Annotated in this window: 16 protein-coding genes; 8 read left to right on the forward strand and 8 right to left on the reverse strand. The window is 60.8% G+C overall.

Translation table 11 applies throughout. The annotated features are described in order from the left end of the window. Nucleotides 1–63: 63 nt before the first annotated feature. The 3 genes from FJ404_02430 to FJ404_02440 all read left to right on the forward strand — a co-directional run bounded on the left by FJ404_02430 (nt 64) and on the right by FJ404_02440 (nt 7,608). Entirely contained in the window at nt 64–2,487 is a 2,424-nt protein-coding gene (locus FJ404_02430; protein ID MBM3821742.1) for a hypothetical protein, read from the forward strand. Between the two features lie 5 nt (nt 2,488–2,492). Next, a complete protein-coding gene (locus FJ404_02435) occupies nt 2,493–7,184 on the forward strand; it encodes a c-type cytochrome (protein MBM3821743.1) in 4,692 nt (1,563 codons plus the stop codon). A gap of 61 nt (nt 7,185–7,245) precedes the next feature. Next, a complete protein-coding gene (locus FJ404_02440; GenBank protein MBM3821744.1) occupies nt 7,246–7,608 on the forward strand; it encodes a hypothetical protein in 363 nt (120 codons plus the stop codon). 336 nt (nt 7,609–7,944) lie between these two features. Here the strand turns inward: FJ404_02440 and FJ404_02445 are convergent, their stop codons facing one another. Further along, on the reverse strand, nt 7,945–11,409 hold the full coding sequence (locus tag FJ404_02445) for a hypothetical protein (GenBank protein ID MBM3821745.1): 3,465 nt from the start codon (nt 11,407–11,409) through the stop codon (nt 7,945–7,947). Nucleotides 11,410–12,131: 722 nt separating this feature from the next. Here FJ404_02445 and FJ404_02450 point away from each other — a divergent pair. Further along, the gene (locus tag FJ404_02450) at nt 12,132–13,226 is read left to right on the forward strand and encodes a dihydrodipicolinate synthase family protein (GenBank protein ID MBM3821746.1); all 1,095 of its coding nucleotides are present in this window, start codon (nt 12,132–12,134) and stop codon (nt 13,224–13,226) included. A 29-nt stretch (nt 13,227–13,255) separates the two neighbouring features. Here FJ404_02450 and FJ404_02455 read toward each other — a convergent pair whose 3' ends face one another. The 5 genes from FJ404_02455 to FJ404_02475 all read right to left on the reverse strand — a co-directional run bounded on the left by FJ404_02455 (nt 13,256) and on the right by FJ404_02475 (nt 15,562). After that, nucleotides 13,256–13,591 carry a divalent-cation tolerance protein CutA gene (locus FJ404_02455; GenBank protein MBM3821747.1) on the reverse strand — a complete coding sequence of 112 codons (336 nt, stop codon included), beginning with the start codon at nt 13,589–13,591 and terminating at the stop codon, nt 13,256–13,258. Between the two features lies 1 nt (nt 13,592). Beyond that, complete coding sequence (locus FJ404_02460; GenBank protein MBM3821748.1) at nt 13,593–14,153, reverse strand: NUDIX hydrolase; 561 nt, start codon at nt 14,151–14,153, stop codon at nt 13,593–13,595. A 4-nt stretch (nt 14,154–14,157) separates the two neighbouring features. Next, the gene (locus FJ404_02465) at nt 14,158–14,367 is read right to left on the reverse strand and encodes a hypothetical protein (protein MBM3821749.1); all 210 of its coding nucleotides are present in this window, start codon (nt 14,365–14,367) and stop codon (nt 14,158–14,160) included. A gap of 62 nt (nt 14,368–14,429) precedes the next feature. Continuing rightward, the gene (locus FJ404_02470; protein ID MBM3821750.1) at nt 14,430–14,897 is read right to left on the reverse strand and encodes a peptidylprolyl isomerase; all 468 of its coding nucleotides are present in this window, start codon (nt 14,895–14,897) and stop codon (nt 14,430–14,432) included. 101 nt (nt 14,898–14,998) lie between these two features. Next, nucleotides 14,999–15,562 carry a peptidylprolyl isomerase gene (locus FJ404_02475; protein ID MBM3821751.1) on the reverse strand — a complete coding sequence of 188 codons (564 nt, stop codon included), beginning with the start codon at nt 15,560–15,562 and terminating at the stop codon, nt 14,999–15,001. 498 nt (nt 15,563–16,060) lie between these two features. On the opposite strand from FJ404_02475, the gene FJ404_02480 reads away from it, so the two are divergent. Continuing rightward, nucleotides 16,061–16,249 (forward strand): hypothetical protein, encoded by a 189-nt coding sequence (locus tag FJ404_02480; protein ID MBM3821752.1) that lies wholly within the window; start codon nt 16,061–16,063, stop codon nt 16,247–16,249. A gap of 129 nt (nt 16,250–16,378) precedes the next feature. On the opposite strand, the gene FJ404_02485 is transcribed toward FJ404_02480, so the two are convergent. After that, nucleotides 16,379–16,630 (reverse strand): type II secretion system protein, encoded by a 252-nt coding sequence (locus tag FJ404_02485; protein ID MBM3821753.1) that lies wholly within the window; start codon nt 16,628–16,630, stop codon nt 16,379–16,381. A gap of 169 nt (nt 16,631–16,799) precedes the next feature. Between FJ404_02485 and FJ404_02490 the strand changes: the two genes are divergently transcribed. Next, nucleotides 16,800–17,177, forward strand: coding sequence for a hypothetical protein (locus FJ404_02490; GenBank protein MBM3821754.1), 378 nt, complete (start codon nt 16,800–16,802; stop codon nt 17,175–17,177). Beyond that, nucleotides 17,174–17,482 (forward strand): hypothetical protein, encoded by a 309-nt coding sequence (locus tag FJ404_02495; GenBank protein MBM3821755.1) that lies wholly within the window; start codon nt 17,174–17,176, stop codon nt 17,480–17,482. Before FJ404_02490 ends, FJ404_02495 begins: the two co-directional genes overlap by 4 nt. 147 nt (nt 17,483–17,629) lie before the next feature. Here FJ404_02495 and FJ404_02500 read toward each other — a convergent pair whose 3' ends face one another. After that, complete coding sequence (locus FJ404_02500; GenBank protein ID MBM3821756.1) at nt 17,630–17,893, reverse strand: hypothetical protein; 264 nt, start codon at nt 17,891–17,893, stop codon at nt 17,630–17,632. A 475-nt stretch (nt 17,894–18,368) separates the two neighbouring features. On the opposite strand from FJ404_02500, the gene pyk reads away from it, so the two are divergent. After that, on the forward strand, nt 18,369–19,772 hold the full coding sequence (pyk, locus tag FJ404_02505; GenBank protein ID MBM3821757.1) for a pyruvate kinase: 1,404 nt from the start codon (nt 18,369–18,371) through the stop codon (nt 19,770–19,772). Nucleotides 19,773–19,787: the final 15 nt, after the last annotated feature.

The raw sequence follows: 19,787 nt of genomic DNA on the forward strand, positions 1-19,787 counted from the left end.
GCTCAGCATTGGCCTGGCGGCCAAGGGGCGCGAGCTGCCGGGCGTTCTGTTTCGCAGAAGTCCATCACCGTCGCGAGTCTTCTGCTGTGCGTTCTCGCGGCCTCCATCACCGCCCACGCCGTCACGGCTGCACTCGGCCGACGTCCCAACATCATTCTCATCCTGGCCGACGACCTCGGCTACGGCGAACTCGGCAGCTATGGCCAGGTCAGGATGAAAACTCCGCACCTGGATCAAATGGCTCGGGAAGGGCTTCGCTTCACTCGCTTTTACGCTGGAGCCACCGTCTGCGCGCCTTCCCGCAGCGTGCTCATGACCGGGCAACATCACGGCCGCACTCGCGTGCGAGGCAATGCTTCTCCCGAAAACTCCGGCGCTCAGCGCCTCACCGCCAACGATCGCACGCTGCCCAAGATGCTGCGGCAGGCGGGCTATCAAACGGCGCTCATCGGGAAATGGGGACTCGGCATGCCCGGCGACGAAGGCCTCCCCAACCGTCAGGGCTTCGACGAGTTCTTCGGTTTTCTCAGCCAGCACCACGCCCACAATCATTATCCGGACTATCTTTGGCGAAATCAAACCCGCCAACTCCTCCCCAACGGCGTCGCACCCGTGGGCCAACAAGGCGGTGGTTACGCCACCAACGCCATCGTCTATGCCGACGACTTGTTCACCGAAGAAGCGATTCAATTCATTTCCAAGCCACGCGAGCAGCCTTACCTCCTTTTCCTGTCGTTCGTCGTGCCCCATGCCAACAATGAACGGAATGCCGCCCTCGGCAACGGCACCGAAGTTCCTTCTCTCGAGCCCTACACCTCCACCTCCTGGACCGCGCCCAACAAGGGGCACGCCGCCATGGTCTCCCGGCTCGACAGTTACGTGGGACGCATCCTCGACCACCTGCGCCGCACCGGACAGGACAAGCGCACGCTGGTCGTGTTCACCTCGGACAATGGCCCGCATCGCGAGTCCGGTCATTCGCCGGAGTTCTTCGCCTCCGCCGGACCGTTGCGCGGACTGAAGCGCGACCTGACGGAGGGCGGCATTCGTGTCCCTTGCCTGGCGTGGTGGCCGCGAGCCATTCCGGCCGGCGCCGTCTCCGACCACACGGGCTATGCGGGCGACTTTCTGGCCACATTCGCCGAACTCGCCGCCACCCAACCCTCCGGTCCAATCGACAGCCTCAGCCTGGTCCCCACGCTGCGCGGACGCCCTGAGCGCCAGGAGAAACATCGATTCCTCTATTGGGAATTTCACGAGCGCGGATTCAAACAAGCCGCGTTGATGGATGGACGCTGGAAGGGCATCCGCAACCAAGGCACCAGAGGGCCGCTTGAACTCTACGATCTCGACGCGGACCCCGGCGAAACCAACAACCTGGCCGCCGTATTCCCGGACAAAGTTCAGGCGCTCGTGGACTATCTGTCGCGCGCCCGCTCGGAATCCGCTCACTGGCCCATCCGTGAAGCCGGTCCGCCGGTCCCAACGTATTCGCGCACAAATGTGCTGCAATGGAGGGACGCGGCGGGAGGGCTGAAACCGGTGCGGACTCCCGAAGAATGGCAACATCGCCGGCGCGATATTCTCAGTGCGATGCAGGGCATCATGGGACCATTGCCGGCCAAGAATCGCTCGAATCCTCCCTCCTTCCGCGTTCTGGAGGAAATCGACGCCGGGACCTATGTTCGGCGCGATATCGTGTTCGAGGCGGATCCGGGCGATCCCGTGCCCGCTTATCTGCTCATTCCGAAAGCCGTGCTCAGGGGCGCTTCAGCGCCGGGAATTCTCTGCCTCCACCAAACTCACGCCCAGGGTCGAAAAGTCGTCGTCGGCCTGGGCCAAAGCCCCCATGACCAATACGGCGTCGAACTCGTCGAGCGCGGCTATGTCTGCATCGCTCCCGCCTACCCGCTGCTCGCCGACTATGCTCCCGACCTCGAAAAACTCGGCTACGCCAGCGGAACGATGAAGGCGGTTTGGAACAACCTCCGCGCGCTCGACCTCCTCGAGTCCATCCCCGGAGTTCAACGGGGGCAATTCGCGTCCATCGGACATTCCCTCGGCGGCCACAACGGCATTTTCACAGCGGTATTCGACGAGCGGATCAAGGCCGTCGTCTCCTCATGTGGACTCGATGCTTTTCGCGACTACATGAAGGGAAACATCAAGGGCTGGACCAGCGTTCGCTACATGCCGAGGCTCGCTCAAACCACCGCGGCCAGCCTCCCCTTCGACTTTGACGAAATCCTGGCCACGATCGCGCCCCGCCGGGTCCACCTTTGTGCTCCCAAAGGGGATTCGAATTTCTTCTGGTGGAGCGTGGATCAAGTCGCCGGCCACGCGCAGCCGGTGTTTGACCTGTTGGGAAGCAAGAACGGCCTCAGTGTGGTTCACCCCGACTGCGGCCACCTCTTCCCTCCCGAGGAACGCGAGCGGGCTTATCGGATCATCGAGGAAGTTTTGGGCCCGGGCGCGGCGGGACGGTGATCCGTATGATCAGCAACCCCATCCTGCCGATCCTTCTCGCACTCTCGATTCCACTCGCCGCCCGGCCGGCTGAACCGCTCTCGGTGGGCGCTTCCCGCGTCGACATCACTCCAACCGAGCCCATCCGCCTCACCGGCTACGCGGTCCGGCAGAAACCCGCGGAGGGCGTGGATCAACCGCTCTGGGCCAAAGCACTCGCCATTCGCTCGGAAAAAGGGGAGATCTCGATCCTCGTCACGGTGGACAACTGCGGCGTCCCGGCCCCCATGACGGAGGAAGTGGCAGCCCGCCTCAGAGGTTCCCACGGGATTCCCCGGGAACGATTCACCATCTGTTCCTCGCATACGCACTCGGGGCCCTTGGTGAACGGTTTCGCCCCCAATATCTTCGCCCAAGATATCGCTGCGGATGATCAGGCCGCGATCGACCGCTACTCGGCGCGACTGGTTGACGAAATCGAAAAAGCCGCAAAGGAAGCCATTGCCAAGCTCAAGCGAGGTCATCTGCGCTGGGGACAAGGTCAAGCCGGGTTCGCCGCGAATCGCCGCACCCCAGGAGGTCCGGTGGATCACTCGGTCCAAGTGCTCGAAGCCCGCGAAGAAAACGGGGGAACGATCGCCATCCTCGCCAATTACGCGTGCCACTGCACCACCCTCGGCGGTGAATTCAACCGGCATCATGGCGACTGGGCCGGCCATGCCCAGGAAGCGATCGAGAAAGATTTTCCCGGGACGATCGCTCTGGTCGCCATCGGGTGCGGCGCAGACGCGAATCCGAATCCTCGCGGCGGAACCGACCATGGTCTCGCGCATGCGCTGGCCCACGGCCGCGCCTTGGCCCGCGAAGCAAGCCGCGTCCTGGCTTCCGCTGCCAAACCGCTGACCCAGGCACCTCAAGGTGTCTTCCGATCGATCCGCCTCCCTTATCAGAAACATTTTTCACAAGCCGAGTGGGAAAGCCGGGCCGAGCGTCCCGGCATCGTCGGCTATCACGCGCGAAAACATCTCGCCCGGCTCAAGCGCGGGGAAACGCTGCCCGATTCGCTCGAGTATCCAGTCCAAGCCTGGACCTTCGGCCACGAACTCGCCATGGTCTTCCTCGGGGGAGAAGTCGTGGTGGATTACGCGATCGGGTTGAAAGACGCCCTGGACGGACGGCGTCTCTGGATCAACGCTTATGCCAACGACGTTCCGTGTTACATTCCTTCCCGCCGGATATTGGCAGAAGGCGGTTACGAGGCGGAGGATTCCCTTTGGTATTACGATCGTCCAGCCCGGCTCGCACCCGCCACCGAAAGCCTCATCCTCCAAACGGTGCAATCGATACTCCCGGCGGCCTACGCGAATCCCCAGCCCACCAACGCGCTCACGCCGCCACGCTCCGTGTCCGAGGCACTTTCAACATTCACACTGCATTCCAATCTGGCCATCGAGTGCGTTGCCGCGGAACCACTCGTCGTCGATCCCGTAGCCATCGACTTCGGGCCGGACAGAAGGCTCTGGGTGGTCGAGATGCGCGACTATCCGTCCGGACTCCACAACCAGGGTGCCCCGGGTGGACGCGTCCGCTTCCTCCGCGATCGTGACGGCGATGGCCGATTCGATGATGCCCATACCTTTCTCGAATCCCTGCCCTTCCCCACCGGACTCATGGTCTGGCGCGACGGCGTGCTGATTGGAGCGGCTCCGGACGTTCTCTTTGCCCGTGACACCGATGGCGACGGCAAAGCGGACGACGTGAAAAAACTGTTTTCCGGATTTGCCACTCACAATTTTCAAGCGCGAGTCAATGGGTTTGCCGCCGGGTTGGATGGCTGGATCCATGGCTCCTCAGGATTGTTCGGCGGCTCCGTGACGAATTGGATGATGGCTTCCCACCCGGTGGTGGAGTGCCGCAACCGGGACTTTCTTTGGAATCCCGTCAGCGGCGAACTCCGCGCGGGCGCCGGCGTCAGCCAGCAAGGGCGCGTGCGCGACGATTTCGGAAACTGGTTCGGCAACGACAACAGCACGCTCCTGTGGCATTACCCTTTCACTTCGACGCAACTCACGCGCAATCCCCACCAGCAGCCTCCCCGCGACCGGGTGAACGTCGCCGCTCGCGAGAACCTGCATCAGTTGTTTCCCACCAGCCAAACCCTCGCCCGGTTCAACGACTTTCACCATGCCAACCGCGTCACCTCGGCGTGCGGGCCAGGTCTCTATCGCGACGACCTGCTGGGACCGGAATTCCAAGGCAATGCGTTCATCTGCGAACCCGTGCACAACTTGGTTCGGCGGCTCCGATTGGAGTCCGAGGGGATCACCTTCCGAGCCGGAAAGGCCCCGGAAGAATCCGAGCGCGAATTTTTGTCCTCGACCGACCATTGGTTTCGTCCCGTCCAAGCCCGCACCGGGCCGGATGGTGCACTCTGGATCGTCGATATGTACCGCCAAGTCATCGAGCATCCACGTTGGATTCCGCCAGACCGGCTCGCACGGGCCGATGTCAGAGCCGGGGACGATCGCGGTCGCATCTATCGCGTCCGCCCTCGCTCAGGCCCCCTCCGTCCCGTGCCCAATTTCTTGACCCTGACTCCCCAGGGTCTCGCCGAGGCCCTGGATTCCCCGAACGGCATCGTGCGGGACCTCGTGCAGCAACGACTCGAGCTGGGAGTCCAGTCTGCCTCCCTCCATCGCCGTCTGCGCCACCTCGCCCTTCGGTCCGAACATCCTGCCGTCCGCATCCAAGCCCTGGCCATGCTGAATAACGCTGGAAAAATGAACCGAATATTATGGAGGCTTGGACTGAACGATCCACACCCTGGAGTGCGTTATTCAACCCTTTCCATGGCGGAAAACCGCCTCGCGCAAGGATCCCAGGATTTGGCGTTCCTGTTGCGTGATTTGGTTCCATCGCTGCACGACAAGCATCCGAGCGTTCGCTTCCACGCCGCATTGGCCCTTGTCGCCACCGCCGACCAGAAAGTCGCTGGTATCCTCGCCCAACGGCTGGCCGAAGCGGGACCCTCGGACGAAATCCTGGCGGCCATCCCCACGGCCCTTCCCTCGTTGACACCCCGTTTGTTTCATTCGCTGTTGCCGCTCGCCTCGGCCAGCGCTGGCGTGCAGGCTGCCCTCGAAGCCATTCTCCCTGGGGTTGCCACCGTCCATTCTCCAGAGGCGCATCTCGCTGTCCTGGATCAACTCCTGCCCTCTCCTCCCGGCCATGCCGAGGATTGGCGCTGGCGGTGCGCGGCGGACTATCTCGCAGCCGTGTCGAAACAGCAGGCGATGCGCCCGGAAACACTTCGGTCCTGGCTCACCCCAGTCCAAGCCGAAGCCCGGCGTCTTGCGCTGGATCCGGCATCCGGCCTGCCTCGCCGCCTGGCAGCCATTCGGCTGCTGCGATTCAATCGATCCGAGTCGGTCGCACCCGCGGCGCTAGAGCCCCTGCTCCATGCAGAACAGCCGCCCGAGCTCCTCTCGGCAGTCCTTGAGACGCTCGGAGCTTCGGCTGATCCCGCTGCCACTCGCCTTCTCTTGGATGTGTTCCCCCGGCTCACGCCGGCTTATCGACGCCAGATCCTCGAACATGCCCTCACCAGGGCCGAATCAACGAAGGAACTCCTTCAGCGCCTGCGTTCCCGCCAACTTTCCATTCGCGAGCTTAGTGCCGAACATCGCGGACGGCTCGCCAGAATGAAGGACCCTGAGCTTTCCGCCCAGGCGCGCGAACTTCTCGATACCGCAAATTCGGACGAATCCAAGACGGCGCTCATCGCTCGATACGTTCAATCGAAACCTGCGCTCTCCGTGAATCACCGGCGAGGTCCCGAGCTCTTCACCCTTCATTGCGCGCCGTGCCATCGCTACCGCGGCGAAGGTGTGGAAGTCGGACCCGACCTCGAAACGCTGACCGATCGAAGCCGCGAGAGTCTGCTCACCGCGATTCTCCACCCCAACTCTGCCATCGATGATCGCTTTCGCGCCTACGAGGTCGCGACAAGGGACGGGCGCTCACTCCAGGGCATCCTGAGTTCTGAAACTGCCAACGGCATTTCCCTTGTGCAATCCGGCGGCGTCCGACTTCATCTGAACCGATCTGAGATCGCGCGCCTCGACGCCTCCGGCCTCTCCCTCATGCCCGAAGGCTTCGAGCAACTCCTCCCGCCCCCCGACATGGAAGCGCTCATTCAATTCTTGCGGGCCTCGACACACTCCGACGGCGAAAAACGGGCGCGCTTCGTGTCCGCAGGCAGCAGCCCCGTCCGCCTGCTCGTTCATGCTGAACGCGTGACTTATCGTTCCTGGATGGGGCCCCTACCCATGGCCTTGTGCCGACTTGATCCGGGACGCGGAAAGCTTTCCTGGACCTCGACCCCGTTGGCCGCAACCGGAGAGAGAGGCTCACGCCGGTTTCGCTTCGCGGTAGCCATGGGATTTCTATCTCAGCCTCCCGGCAGCTTCACGTTGATGGTGAATGGGCACGTCGCCGCCCGCTTCGAGGTCACTTTGAACAACGCCACTTGGAACAGCCCCGACGGGCGGCTGCAAACCCGATACGCGGTTCAAGAAATCACGGACCAGGACAGCTTTGGCATTCTCACCATGGACGTGGTCTCGGACATGATCCCCGACGAAGGCGAGACGCATTTCATGGTGGAGGCACAACCGGTGGAAAGCCAGCGGTGGTTCGGCATTTACCAAGTCGAGTAAGAATGCCGGGAACGCGGAGCCATCTAAAGTTCACCGTCGGCAAAATCGAGCCTGTCCTCAAATGAAGCGGCGAACCCTTCGTCCATTGCGGCCATCGAGGACGGCGCATCACCACCATGTTTACGTGGTCTTGCTCGATCCGGCGGTGGCGAAACTCCGCAAGGTCAAGGTTCTGAATCCTGCCCGGGATCCAACCAAACCGTGCCTGTATGTCGGCATGACAGGACTCACCCCGGAAGAACGATTGGCGAATCACAAGTCAGGCAAGAAAGACTCGCCGATCGTGAAACGATACGGGATTCGATTGCTGCCTGAGCTTTATCGACACTTGAATCCGATGCCGTTCGAAGCCGCCGTCCGCATGGAGATGGACCTCGCGGAGGATCTTCGACGTGAAGGTTACACGGTAACTGGCGGGCACTGAGCCCCATGATTGGTGAAGCTTGAGCCACCCTCAGCGCCCTCTGCGTCTCTGCGCGAAAATATTCAGCCATGCACCCTAACGAGACCACCCGCATCGTGAGTGGCCTGCCCGAGGACCCCATGCCGCCATAGGAATTCGCCCGATCTTGCTCGCGCAGAGACGCCGAGTGCGCAGAGACCGGAGCGTGGGTTCTTTCACTCTCCGCGCCCGCTGGATCTCTGCGCAGGCCCGGCAGCCGATGGTATACGAAGGAAAAGGGGCCGGACTTTCGTCCGGCCCCTTTCGTGAATTCAATTTGAAGCAGCAGCCAGGGGCCGCTGCTTCATGCGACGAGCCTTAGGGCTTGATCGCGCGGAGGAAGATCGTTCCCGATCCGATCGGAGCGGTGAACGGAGTCTTCGTGCCGGCCTGCGTGGTCCAGGGACCTGTCACCGACGGAGCGGTTTGGAGCACCCAACCGGCGGGGAGCGCGGCCGGGGTCGAGGTCACTTTGACGTTGCCGCCGTCACGAACCACCGCGAGCGTCACGTCTTCCTTCGGCACCAAGGGATCGTTGAAATCCCAGTGAGCGAGCAGGCCTGTAACACTGCTGGGCGCGGCCTTGCCAGCCAAACGCTTGATGTTGGCTTCGTTGAGCGCGCCGTTGTAAACGGCGAAGTCGTCCAGGAGGCCGCGCGTGAGGTTCTGATTCACGGCGGGACCACCGCCGATGACGATGCTGTTGAAGTCGGTCGGGAGCACGCCGGTGTTGTTGCCTTCCAGGAACAATTCACCGTCGATCCAGACTTGCTTCACGTCCGCGTTCTTGAGGAACACATAGTGCCGCCATTGATTCCACCACGTGTTGTCACCCGCAGTGAAGGTCGGGAGCTCGCTGATGTTCTTGCTGATGCGCTGGGTCGAGCCATCGCAGCAACCGGCGGTGTCGAAGTAGATGGTGTTGTCACCCCAAGGAGCGTGGGCTTGGAAGCCGCGCGTCGAACCGCTGCTCGTGGGCGAATTGAACCAGAAGATCGACCCGTTGGAAACGTCATAGCGCTTCTGCCAGACCGAGACCGTGACCGCGTCATCCGCCGTGGCGGTGTTGAAGAAGGCCGCGTTGTTCACCAGGAGCGAAGCACCGCCAGGACCGAGGTCCATGCCGTAGTCGCCCGCCGCGCCGGTGAAACCGCCCTTGTCAGCGGTCCACTTGGACGAACCGGTCAGCAGAGCAGCAATGCCGCCCACTTTGTCTTTGGACAGCGGAGGCACCGCGAATTCATATTCGGCATTGCGTGTCGCGCCGCCATGAGTGAAGGAGATGCCCACTTTGTGTTTGCTCGCCGGAGGCAGAGGAGCCGGCTGGAACTTGGCCGTCACAACCTTGCCGTTCTTGGCGACTGTGGCCGCGATGGGAGCGCCGTCGAGCGTCAATTTCACGCTGGCGGTGTCCACGGTGGTGGCACCTTCGGTGATTTCGACTTCGATGCTGGTTCCGGGATCCGTGGCGGAATTGCCCGGAAAAGGCGTCAGCGAGGTGATCGCCGTCGGGAGCGCGCCGCCGCCGGCGCCCGCGCGATAGGCCTTCAATCCACCGTTGGCCGTGTCATTGATCAGGCTCTTCACGCCGTCCTTGACGGTGAACCATTCGATGTTGGCTCCACCGCCGCCTTCCTGCCAGGTGGTGCGGAAAGGATACACTCCGGCTTCTTCCACGAAAAAGCTGAAGATCGTGTCGCTCGCACCGCGCCCGCCATTGAACTCACCCAGATTCTTGCGGATGAGCACATCGTTCAGGGAACCAGCCGAGGTCAGGAAGCCGTCATCGCTGTTGACACCCATCGTGATCAGGCCCTGCGGCAGCTCGATCCAGCTGATAATCTCCGCCACGATGCCGTCGGTGTTATCTTCAATGCTGGGAATGCCCGGCATCTGATCATCGGGCGTAAACGCGCCATTGGATCCGCCGGCTTGATCGAAGTTAATGACCGTCGGGATTTCGAACTCGATGAGGGCATTGTCCGCGTTGCTCAGCTTCTTCCCGGCGGCCAAGGCTGTGCCCGTGGCGTCAGGGTTGGCTTTGTTCGGGAGAGGGGTGCCGTCAGCGGCCTTCAACTTGCCGGCGATGGCTTCCTCGCTCTTCACATTCGAGTTGCGTGTATCCGCTTGGTTCTGGAAGACGCGCCACAGGAAACCAGGCTTGCTGGTGTTAGGGGCGGCCTTCAAGGAAGCGGCCAGCGAAACGTAGCTGAGCGTGAACGGCCCTTCAGAAATGAGAACGTTGCCGTTGTTGTCTTTCGCGGTCAGGACGTAGTTCTGAACCACTCCAGAGGGGAAGGGCTTCGCGAACTTATGCACGATATCGACCGCGCCATCGCGCTTGGTCAATGTGCCGAGGTTCACATTCTGCCCGTTGACGGTCAGCTTGATGCTGGCCGGATCGATCACAGAGCTGCCGCTGTCATTGGCGCGCGCGGTGAACGTGTCGATACCCTGACCGACGGCCGAGAAGAACCCGACGCCACCTTCACCGAAGGTGCCGAAATACTCGATTTCGTTGATCTGATGCAGGGTGCCCGGGGTGTGGATCACGTAGTAGCGCAGATAACGGAAGGGAGCAGCAGGAGTGGCCAGGGTGATCTTGGCGACTTGATTGTGCTCGGTCCAGATGGGCACGGGATTGTCGAACACATAGATCGGAGTGTAGTTCGCTCCGTCGTTCGAACCCTGGATCTGCCACTGGGTCGGACGGCGGTCCGCCGCGTCATTTCCGGAGGTGATGGTGAAGTGGGTCAGTTTGACCGGATTCTTGAACTGCACCGCCACCCACAACGGTTTGGCCGTGGTGGGGTCTTCGCAGCACCACTTGTCGTTGCCGCCGCCAACCTTGTTGTCGAAAATGTTGAAGGAGAACTCGCCGCCTTCAAAACCAGGTTCGCTGTTTGAATTGATCGAGGCCCAGTTCCAAGTCGGACTGGTGGGACCCGCCGATTCATCGCCGTCATCTTCAGGGTCTGTCAGGTCCTTGCCCAACAACGACTCGGCGCCAACGCCGAGAATCTCGATGGTCGGCTTGTCCGCCCCAAGGGTCACTTCGGCGGTTTCACCGGGAGTCTTGCCAAACACGATCGCGTGAGCACCGAGACCACCCCATCCCTTTTGTCCGGGAGTCAGTTCGTCACCGTCGTTAATGGCCATGCCGAGACCGAACTTGGTGCCGGGCGTAAGCTTGGTCAGACCGAGCGAGGAAGCCGGTAACTTGATCTCGTAGTAGGTTTTCTTGGCATTGGTGTCGCGCGTCACGATGGCTTCGGTTTCACCGGGACCAGCTTCGTGCTGCACGATCACTTCGCCGAGGGCGCCGTCGGTACCGCCGAGCGCATAGTTGTAGAGGGCGACTTGCTGGGTGCGACCCGCGTTGGCGATCATCAATTGGACGGAATCACCGTTCCAGGCGCTGTTGGCCGCGTTTTCATGGTATTCGTCGGTCACGACGAAGCCGAAATAGACGTTGTCCGCGTCATACGCCACCTGCACGGCGGAAGTATGATCGCTGGGCCCAGTCCAGGTCCCGCCTGCGTATTCTTCGAAAAGAACATAATTGGGATTGGCATTCTTGCCGGACCCTTTGGGAATAGCGAATTTGGGATCGACGATCTGGCTCACGCCACCCCATTCGTTGAGTTTTCCATCAAGCGTGATGGGCGTCACCGTGAAAGGCGCGGTGTACTTTTCCTTCGACGGTTCGATGTCATTAATGGCCAGCACCGGTACGGAGCCGACGGCCAAAACTGACGCGAACCCAATGATCTTTTTGGTCATAGGGATAGTAGTAGGGTTTAGGTTGAATTGGAACGAGAGGAACTTCTGAAAGGAGTGAATTGAAGTCAAGAAAAATCCTCCAATTGTGCAGGAATCCGCATCAAATTGAATGAATTGTTGACGATTTTCTCATGAAGTTGCCCAAGCTTGCAGGACGGCCTGCTGTAAAGAAATGGACCGTTTCCCACAGACCAAGACCCCGATGCTCTACGACAAGGACGAATGTACTGGATTCTCTCTCGAAACTTGGTCTCTGGCCCGCCTATTTCATGCACGGGACGCCCGGTGAGGACACCGGGCCTACAAACACGGAGGCAGTCGTGATGGTAGGCCGCGTGGCCTCACGCGGCGTACTTTCGCGGATTCAAGCTCAGTATGAAATATCCGGGCTAGTCGCTGATTCCCGATCTCAAGACAACCATTTACGCTCATGCATCACACGACATAAACAATTGATGCACAAAAGTTTAATTCACCATTGAGGTTGATATTGGCTTTCCTTAAAATCCACGGTCAGGCAGGCGCAAACCTTTAAGCGGCCGTTGAACATGGTGAAGTTTTACAAAGGCCTGGATGAGAAAGACATGACGAAGAACGAGGCCTACTCTTGATAAATCTGGTGAGTGATTCGGAATGGCTTTATCGCCAGGACCTTGCGAAGACTCATCAAGGCAATTTCGTTCATGCGGAACTCTTAACTCACAGCCTCCAAGCGCTCGCCCATGAAAACTCAGCTTCAACTCGATAAATGGCAACAATCCCTCCGCGATGGACAAGTCATACCCGCCTGCCCGCTGGCGCTGAACAAGGGCCGCCGATGGAATGAGGACTCTCAACTGGCCTTGCTTCGATATTACTCGGAATCCGGAGCGGGCGGCCTTGCTGTTGGTGTCCACACCACTCAATTCGCCATTCGAGACCCCAAGGTCGGCCTTTTCAAACCTCTGACCCGGCTGCTCGGACTCGAAATGCAGCATCACCATCCGCACCTGATCCGTATCGGAGGAATTTGCGGACCGACCGCCCAGGCCATCCAGGAAGCGGAGTGGCTCCGAGCTCAAGGTTATCACGCCGGACTGCTCAGCCTGGGCGCATTGCGATCGGAATCTGAGCCAGCCTTGATCGAGCATTGCCGCGTTGTCTCTGAAATCATTCCCATCGTCGGATTCTATCTTCAGATTGCGGTGGGGGGGCGCTATCTCAGCAGCCACTTTTGGCGGGGCATTGCGGACCTCGAGAATCTCGTTGCCGTCAAGATCGCCCCTTTCAACCGTTACCAAACCCTCGATGTGATTCGCGCGCTCGTGGAGGCCGGACGCGACGATGTGGCCCTTTACACCGGCAATGACGACCACATCGTCGGTGACCTCGTCACTCCATTCCGATTTCGCAGGGGCAGTCGCCGGATCCAACGCCACATCGTGGGAGGGTTGCTGGGACAATGGGCGGTGTGGACTCGAAGAGCAGTGAAAACTCACCAGCTCTGTTTGAATGTGTCCATGCGTGGACGCACGATTCCTCCCGGACTCCTCCGACTCGGCGTGGAGCTTACGGATGCGAATGCCGCCCTGTTCGATGCCGCCAACGACTTTCAAGGTTGCATCGCGGGTATCCACGAAGCACTCCGCCGCGATGGGCTGCTCGACGGCAACTGGTGCCTCGATCCCGATGAAACCCTGAGCCCGGGCCAGAAAAGCGAGATCAGCCGGGTTTGGAAAGCCTATCCCCAGTTACGCGACGACGGTCCGGACTTCGACTTCACAGGCCAATTTTCCGTCAGCCCAGAATCTCCACCTTCATCCAACCCGCCGGGGTGACCCTCCGTCAGTCCGGATTTTGACGAGGCTCACGGCTTGCCGCGCACACTCGCGCTCAACCAATCCAAATACTTTGCGCTGCCTTCCCCGGACTCGATCGACAGAATCTCCGGGGTATCGTAGGGATGAATCTCTCGAATCACCGACTCGACCTGGCGCAGCTTCGCCCGCGTCGTTTTCAAGATGAGCAGAATTTCCCGAGCGGATTCGAGCTTTCCCTTCCACCAGTAGCGGGATTCGAGACCCGGCACCAGATTGGCGCAAGCCACGCACCGTTCCCTCAACAAACGGTCCGCCAAGGCGCGAGCTTGGTTCAAGTCTGGCGCGGTGACAAAGACGATGCGAAAAGTTGAAGCGGATCTCATATCAGACCGGGGGTGCGACACCCTCCAGGTGCATCCGGAGATAATGAAGCGCCACCACCACCAGGGCGTGTTGAATGCGCCCCTCGGAAATCAATCTCGGCACGTCTTTCACCGGGACCAGCCGCACAGCTAAATCCTCCCCCTGATCCAAAGCCAGCTCGTGCCGCAGCCGGCATTGCTCCACCAACACCGTGTAGCAGGTGTTCTCCATCAAGGCCGGATTCGGACTGATGCGGCCCAGCAACCTCGCTCCGGCGCCCTCGTATCCTGTCTCCTCGCGTAGTTCGCGCACTCCGGCCGCCACGGGTGAGGAATCCTCGCGGTCGATCATGCCGCCTGGAATCTCCAACTCCACCGTGCCCGAACCGTGCCGGAATTGCTCCACCATCACCAACTCCTGATCCGGAGTCACCGCGACGACGTTAACCCAGTGCGCGCATTCCAGGACGACAAAATCCTGCTCGTAACCGTTCCGCGGAGATCGCTTGCGATCCGCCCGCAGCTTGAAAATGCGGAAATCGCCCAGCGCCGTCGAACCGAGCCTCTGCCAGGGCCGAATCATGCCGCTAAGCCCCCCGTTCCTTCGCCGCCCAGCCCTGCCGCATCAGGCTCAACAAATGCCGCAGAGCCTCCTCCTCCGAACGGCCGGTGGTCTCCGCCAATTGCCTGGCCCGGCGCTGAAGTTGAACCGCCATGGGACCCGCTTTTCCGGCAGGACATCCCAGGGACTCCAAAGCCGCTGCCAAGGCGTCCAATTCAAGGGATTCAGCGGACATGTTGTTTCCCGTTCGGCACGGGCGGCATCACCGGCTCGTCGGCGGACAGGCCAGTGCCAACCTCACGTTGCAGGAATGATCCGAACGCTTTCGACATGGACGCGCGTGACCGGCTTGCTCCGCTCCCCGCCATTGCCCGAGGCCGTGGGGGTGTCTCCAATGAGACCCAGCACGTCGTCGCCGCCAATCAACTCGCCAAAGGCCGTGTATTGACGGTCCAGAAATCGCGCGTCCGCCAGGCAAATGAAAAACTGGCTGCCCGCCGAATCCGGATGCTGCGATCGCGCCATCGAAAGCACACCGCGAACATGCGGGCGATCATTAAACTCGGCCTTGATCTTGTAGCCCGGTCCGCCCGTGCCAAAGAGATTTTCATTGGACGGGTCTTTGGTGAGTGGGTCTCCGCCCTGGATCATGAAGCCTTTCACGATCCGATGAAAACAAGTGCCGTCGTAGGCGCCCGCGCGCGCCAGCTTCTTGAAGTTTTCCACGGTGTTGGGCGCCACCTCGGGCCAAAAGGAAACCGTCATCTCGCCTTGCGAGGTGCGGATCACGGCGACTTCAACGGAGGATTCAGGCACAATAGCTCCTGGTTAAGGGTCTAGACTCGATGGGAATGGGAAAGCCAAAATCACTTGATGCTGTCGGCGGGCACGATGCGGACGCTTTCCACCTCCTGACGCTCGACCGGTTTGCTGAGTTCGCCGCTGCGGTTCGCGGTGACCGCGACATCTCCGATCTTGCCGAGCACCTCGTCGCCTTTGATCAACCTGCCAAACGCAGTGTATTTCTTGTCCAGAAAATCCGCCACGCCGAGGCAAATGAAGAACTGGCTGCCGGCTGAGTCCGGATGAGCCGAACGGGCCATCGACAACACCCCGCGCACGTGCTTGCGGTCGTTGAACTCCGCCTTGACGGTGTGTCCGGGCCCGCCGGTGCCAAACCGGTCTGCGTTGGCCACGTCCTTCGTCAACGGATCGCCGCCTTGAATCATAAATCCCTTCATGATCCGGTGAAAGGCGGTGCCGTCGTAAAACTTCTCTTTGGCGAGTTTCTTGAAATTCTCGACCGTCTTCGGTGCGACGTCAGCCCAAAACTCCACCACCATCTCGCCGTGCTTGGTCTTGATCACAGCGACTTCTTTCACCGCGGCGTCCGTTTTCTTGTCGCCCTCCGCGGCTTGAACCGCGCCCATGAACATGCCCGCGCTTAAACAGGCCAAAATCATCCATTTCATGGCGCGATGCTTTGCCACGAATCCCACGGAGTGTCACGCGGGAAAGTTCGCGCACCGCATTTCCCCGTGTATCCCAATGTTGTTGGTAGGGCGGGCCTGTCCCAGCCCGCCGCCCACGGGATGCAAAACATCATGCTCCGGCGGCGCGCCGGGACGGACGCGCCCTACCTGCATCACCGGCAACATCGGGATGCACCGCGCATTTCCGGCGCACCCGCAAGTGGCCGGGGCGCGCCGTGCGCGGCGCTTCCGCCCGCGCCCATCGGCCGCGGCGATCTCCTCCCGCACCAGGGCCCGCCCTGGGTGAAGGCGTGAGCGGTTCCGCGGGCTCCAATCGACGAATCCGAACGGAGTGTGGTATTCATTGGGAGTTTCATTTCAACGATGATGCGCTGAGGGAATTGGAATCGGCGCTGGACGACTTGCTTGTCTTGAGCCGCTCCGTAACATCGACGCATGAGCAACAAGGATATCGTGAAAGGGTTGTGGGAGCGTTCACCTCAGGAGGCATCGCTGTCCGACATCGCCCAAGAAATCGAATTCGTGGCGGGAGTTCGCGATGGGCTTGCGGAGTTGGATCGAGGGGAACAAATGACGACTGAGACATTGCGGGAGCGAGTCCGCCAATGGACCGGTTCAAAGTAGTCTTCGCCCCGCAAGCCGAGCGCGACCTCAGGTCCGTTGTGTTCTAGGTCGCGCGGCGTAGTAGCGCCGAAATTGCGGCCCGGTTCGGCAACAGTCTCATTGAACGGGCTTTGACTCTGGCCTCGCTTTCTAATGCGCGGACGCGTGGTGCCCGAGCTTTGCGACCCGATGGTGCGCGAAATCATTTAGCGCGATTATCCCATCGTTTTCTGAATTCACGGAGACATCGTGCAAGTGATCCGGTTTTGGCACGAGGCACGTTTGACCCCTGTTATCGACTCGGATGCATTTTGACTGGGCCATGCGGATGGCGATGACGACCAGGAGTTCGATGAGGGTGAATGCGATTTTGGAAATTGGATTTGCGATTCTGGATTTCATGGTGTGATCGCGTTGGCGCCGATGGAAGGACAGGTCGGAAATTTCGGGATCGACGACTTACGCGAAGGGTGCGAGCTTGCGAGACGTGCCGCGCCGCGAACTCCGTCACCCTCAACAAGTTGAAGGCTGGCTTACGGATCTGAATCGCCGGATTACGCAGCCAGCGAAGATGACTTTGATTGGCTCTGGCGCATTGCTTTGGCACGCGTTCCAACTCGGGGTCACGGAACCTTTGCCTGAAAACAGCATGGATGTGGACCCGATCACGGACTCGGATGAAGTCGCCCGGTTCTGTTATGAGGCGCTGATTGGAAGTGAGTTCGAACGCATCCACGGCTGGCACGTCAATTTGATGCCGGCATTGGTGATGCGCGAGTTTCCGTGCGATTGGGAGCGCCGTGCGCGGGTCAAGAATTACGGCAACCTTCTCGTCGTGGCCCCCTCGGTTGAGGACTTGCTCATCCCAAAGGCAAAACGAAATGAACCACGGGACCGTATTCACGCCGAATGGGCGAAGCAGCATCTCCTGGCTCGCGGACTGAAATGAAAATTGAACCGCAAGAAACGCGTCGAGTCTGGGGCGACTACGTGAACTGGGATGACGTCGCCCGGTTTGAATACGGACGACGCATGTGGCGCATGCCGGAAATGCGCGCTCGGCTGCTCGCGCACTGGACCGATGACCGGCATCCTTATCGTGAACGATTCGCCGCGCATCGGGCGATGGTCGAACGCGCGCTTTCGTCCGACGCCGACCCGGTCCGTCTCGACGAGGAGTTGAGGAAATACGCTACCAGTCTCCGCTGCGTGGCGCGCGAAATTCCTCCTGTGTTTGGAAGCTTCTTTTCCTGACCTGTCTCCCGCGTCGGAAGCGGGGTCCACCGTTCCTGGTCGGGCATCGGCCGAACAATTGGAGTCAATGGGGTCAAGTCTTTATTTATTACAAAACAGCTTGCGAACTCCCTGCGGGGCACGAGAAGGAGAGTCGCCCATCGATTCTTATGCTTTTCTCATGGTTCTTCCTTCATCCAGTTTGCGCAGGCATTGCGCGGAGTAGCCCGCCGCACCCATGTTCAACCCCCGGGCAATCCAGACCGTCGTTATCGTCGTTTCCCCGCGCCGGCGGCGGGCGATCTTCATCTTCTCCGGGTCGCCCTTGCGCCGGGCTTTCCGTCGCGCCGCAGTCCATCCGCGTTGCTTGAGTTCCGCCGCCAGCAACCGCTCGGCCCGCACTGTCTCGACCTCCTGCGGCTCCTCGCCCATGAAGAATCGGCCCTGGAAACCTGAAACCCGCACACCCCGGGTAGGGGCACCTGCGAAGCTGGCATCCCTCTGGGATGCAAATGCTTGGGCGATCCGGTGGACCGGTGGTATCGTCGCTGCGCTCCTCAACCACCGGCTAAGAGCTGGCAAGCCTCCGGCTTGCGACTGAGCCGCTTCACGTCACTCTGGTCTCACTTCCCTTCTGCATCCATCCCGCATCTCCCGCTTGGGATCAGGACGTCTGAGTTTGCGGGCCAAGCCTGAAGGGCGCGAACGGGCATCTCCCGTCATCAACCTAAAAACATGGACTTATTGGGGACCTTTTCAAGGGCTCACCATCGCCGACCGCAAAATGACCGTGAAACTTCCCAAACGATGGGTGTGATGTTGAGGTGAACGGCGCGGCCCGGCAACGGGCGGATCCACCTCGCATTAGGCTCGTGGAAACGTCCCCGGGCGAGTATCCTCCATCCCCATGCGCAAAACGAAAATCATCGCCACGCTCGGACCCGCCACCGATTCCCCGGAGATGCTCGGCCGGCTCATGGACGCCGGTGTCAATATCGCCCGGCTCAACATGTCACATGCCCCGCACGATTGGGTCCGCCGCATCGTGGGCGATCTCCGCGCCGCCGCCCAAACTCGCGGGCTCGCCTTCGGCATCCTGATGGACACCCAGGGCCCCGCCATCCGCACGGGCGACCTGTCCGCCGCTCTGGATCTTCGTCCGGGCCAGAAATTCACCCTCACCGTACGCGGCGAGAAGAGCGAGGAGATCGCCTCGGTGGACGTCAACTACGAGAATTTCGTCCAGGACATCAGCGTCGGTGACACCGTGCTGCTGGACAACGGGGAGATCCAAATGAAGGTGCTAGCGAAGCATCAGAACAAGGTCGAATGCGAGGTGCTCACCCCCGGCAAACTGGGCAGCCGGCGCCATATCAATCTGCCGGGCGTCAAGGTGAATCTGCCCGCGCTCACCGCGAAGGACCTCGCCGACATCGCGGTTGGACTCGAGGTCGGCGTTGATTTCATCGCCCTCTCGTTCGTGCGCGAGGCCAAGGACCTGCAACAACTCCGCGCGGTCATCGAACACGCCCCCCGCCGACCGCGGATCATCGCCAAGATCGAGGATCAGCAAGCCATCAAGAACTTGGATGCCATCATTCAGGAAGCTGACGGCATCATGGTGGCTCGCGGCGATCTGGGCATCGAGGTCCCCTTCGAGGACCTGCCGATCATTCAGCGGCGCATTGTGAAATCCTGTTTGAAAGTGGGCCGCCCGGTCATTGTCGCGACCCACATGCTGGAGAGCATGATCGGCAGCCCGGTCCCGACCCGGGCGGAGGTCACCGACGTGGCCAACGCGGTCTATGAGCAGGCGGACGCCATCATGCTCAGCGGGGAAACCACGGTGGGCCAATATCCGGTGCGTTGCGTCGAGGTGTTCGACCGGATTGCGCGACGGATTGAGCGCAGCGGCGGCGCGGGTTTCCAGGAGCGGGCCGAACTCGGCACCGACCGCCAAAAACTCGTGAAAAGCGGCGTGGCCATGGCCAACGAGCTGCGCGCCCGGGCGATCCTGGTCTTCACCATGCGCGGGAACATGGCCCGCGCCACGGCGTGGATGCGCCCGCGCTGTTCCGAACTGATCGCGATTTGCGAATGCGAGTCCGTGGCCCGCTCACTGGCCTTGCACTGGGGGGTCAACCCGTTCGTCATGCCGTTCGACCACATCAACCCCGAGGCCAGCATCGACCAGGCGCTGCGGCAATTGATGGCTCAAGGCCGATTGCAACGTGGCGACAAGGTTGTCGTCATCAGCGCCCTGACCTCAGGCCAGGAGATTGTGGACGGACTGCAGATGCGGAAGTTGTAGCGTTCGGGCGATCCG

This window comes from Verrucomicrobiota bacterium (assembly GCA_016871495.1).
GTDB lineage: Bacteria > Verrucomicrobiota > Verrucomicrobiia > Limisphaerales > VHDF01 > VHDF01.

What these genes read in the sequence shown, in the direction of transcription:
- FJ404_02435 (MBM3821743.1), top strand. Translation starts at nt 2,493, where the DNA reads ATGATCAGCAACCCCATCCTGCCGATCCTTCTCGCACTCTCGATTCCA.
- FJ404_02495 (MBM3821755.1), top strand. Translation starts at nt 17,174, where the DNA reads ATGAAAATTGAACCGCAAGAAACGCGTCGAGTCTGGGGCGACTACGTG.
- FJ404_02475 (MBM3821751.1), bottom strand. Translation starts at nt 15,562, where the DNA reads ATGGGCGCGGTTCAAGCCGCGGAGGGCGACAAGAAAACGGACGCCGCG.
- FJ404_02450 (MBM3821746.1), top strand. Translation starts at nt 12,132, where the DNA reads ATGAAAACTCAGCTTCAACTCGATAAATGGCAACAATCCCTCCGCGAT.
- FJ404_02490 (MBM3821754.1), top strand. Translation starts at nt 16,800, where the DNA reads ATGACTTTGATTGGCTCTGGCGCATTGCTTTGGCACGCGTTCCAACTC.
- FJ404_02470 (MBM3821750.1), bottom strand. Translation starts at nt 14,897, where the DNA reads ATGACGGTTTCCTTTTGGCCCGAGGTGGCGCCCAACACCGTGGAAAAC.
- FJ404_02480 (MBM3821752.1), top strand. Translation starts at nt 16,061, where the DNA reads ATGAGCAACAAGGATATCGTGAAAGGGTTGTGGGAGCGTTCACCTCAG.
- FJ404_02460 (MBM3821748.1), bottom strand. Translation starts at nt 14,153, where the DNA reads ATGATTCGGCCCTGGCAGAGGCTCGGTTCGACGGCGCTGGGCGATTTC.
- pyk (MBM3821757.1), top strand. Translation starts at nt 18,369, where the DNA reads ATGCGCAAAACGAAAATCATCGCCACGCTCGGACCCGCCACCGATTCC.
- FJ404_02485 (MBM3821753.1), bottom strand. Translation starts at nt 16,630, where the DNA reads ATGAAATCCAGAATCGCAAATCCAATTTCCAAAATCGCATTCACCCTC.
- FJ404_02455 (MBM3821747.1), bottom strand. Translation starts at nt 13,591, where the DNA reads ATGAGATCCGCTTCAACTTTTCGCATCGTCTTTGTCACCGCGCCAGAC.
- FJ404_02500 (MBM3821756.1), bottom strand. Translation starts at nt 17,893, where the DNA reads ATGGGCGAGGAGCCGCAGGAGGTCGAGACAGTGCGGGCCGAGCGGTTG.
- FJ404_02445 (MBM3821745.1), bottom strand. Translation starts at nt 11,409, where the DNA reads ATGACCAAAAAGATCATTGGGTTCGCGTCAGTTTTGGCCGTCGGCTCC.
- FJ404_02465 (MBM3821749.1), bottom strand. Translation starts at nt 14,367, where the DNA reads ATGTCCGCTGAATCCCTTGAATTGGACGCCTTGGCAGCGGCTTTGGAG.
- FJ404_02440 (MBM3821744.1), top strand. Translation starts at nt 7,246, where the DNA reads ATGAAGCGGCGAACCCTTCGTCCATTGCGGCCATCGAGGACGGCGCAT.